We start from the raw sequence: 1,320 nt of genomic DNA on the forward strand, positions 1-1,320 counted from the left end.
GTTTGGCCACGACCGCGCCCAGCCCGCCGGTGCCGCCGGTGACCAGCACCGTGCCCTCCGAACCGAACACCGACCGCACGCTGTTCGAAAGTCCCGTGTCGTCGCCCGGCAGCCCTGGCTCCACGCCCACCAGCTCGGCCATCCGGTTCAGTCCCGGTGCCAGCAGGTGTCCGTCTCGTACCGCGACCTGGGACTCGCCCGTGGTCAGTGCCTGAGTGATCACGCTCTCGTCGAGAGGGTCGGTGTCCAGGTCCAGCAGTACGAACCGGCCGGGCTGTTCGGCCTGCGCCGCCCGTACCAGACCCCACACCGCCGCCTGCGCCAGATCCGGCACCTCATCCGCGACCGCCACCACCGCGCCGTGGGTGACGAGGACCAGCCGCGAGGAGGCGAACCGCTCCTCGGCCAGCCACCCCTGCACCAGGCCCAGCACCTCACGCGTCACCACACCCAGCTCACCGCCGGATGGGATGGCGACCAGCACCGCCTCCGACGGCTCGACGACCGAATCCAGGCCGGCTCCCGCCTCCAGCACCGCCCAGCGGGGTACTTCCGTGCTCGTCCCGGCCGCGATGGCGGTCCAGCCCACCTGGTGCAACCAGCCACGATCACCCGCAGCGGCCAGGTCGGAGGTCGACAACGGACGCAACGTGAGCGCCTCGACCTCCGCCACCGGCACACCGGACCCGTCGGCGATGGTCAGCGCCATGCTGGTGCCACCGGTGTTCGCGTCGATGGTGAGCCTGACTCGCAGGCTGGTCGCGGCTGTGGCGTGGAGGGAGACGCCCGACCAGGAGAAGGGCAGGAAAGGCCTGCCCGGCTCGGGTTCTGGCAGCAGGTCGCCCAGCGCGCTGGCGTGCAGCACCGCGTCCAGCAGCGCCGGATGCACCCCGAAGCGCGCCGCGTCGGCGTGCGCCTGCTCGGGCAGCGTGATCTCGGCGAACACCTCACCGGGCCGTGTCCACGCCCGCGTCACCCCTTGGAAGACCGGCCCGTACTCCAGGCCGACCGCCGCGAGATCGTCGTACAGACCATCGACCTCCACCGCCACCGCATCGGCCGGCGGCCACTGAGCCAGCTCGAACCCCGCCACCGGCAGCGGCTCCGCGCTCAGCAGTCCTTCGGCATGGCTGGTCCATGGGGCCGTGGGGTCGTTTTCCGGACGCGAGTGAATCGAGACCGCCCTGCCGCCGGACTCCTCCTGCGCGCCGACGACGACCTGGACCTGCACCCCACCCTCGATGGGCAGCACCAGCGGAGCCTGCAACGTCAGCTCCCGCACCAGCGGCCGGCCCACCTCGGCCCCGGCCCGCAACACCA

General features: G+C 72.1%; 1 protein-coding gene. It reads right to left on the reverse strand.

Annotation, left to right across the window (positions count from 1 at the left end; genetic code table 11):
• Positions 1-1,320 (reverse strand): polyketide synthase dehydratase domain-containing protein (locus ACTOQ1_RS42795; protein WP_440074330.1); only part of this gene is annotated, 1,320 nt, incomplete at both ends.

This window comes from Streptosporangium sp. OZ121, assembly GCF_051918885.1.
Classification (GTDB): domain Bacteria; phylum Actinomycetota; class Actinomycetes; order Streptosporangiales; family Streptosporangiaceae; genus Streptosporangium.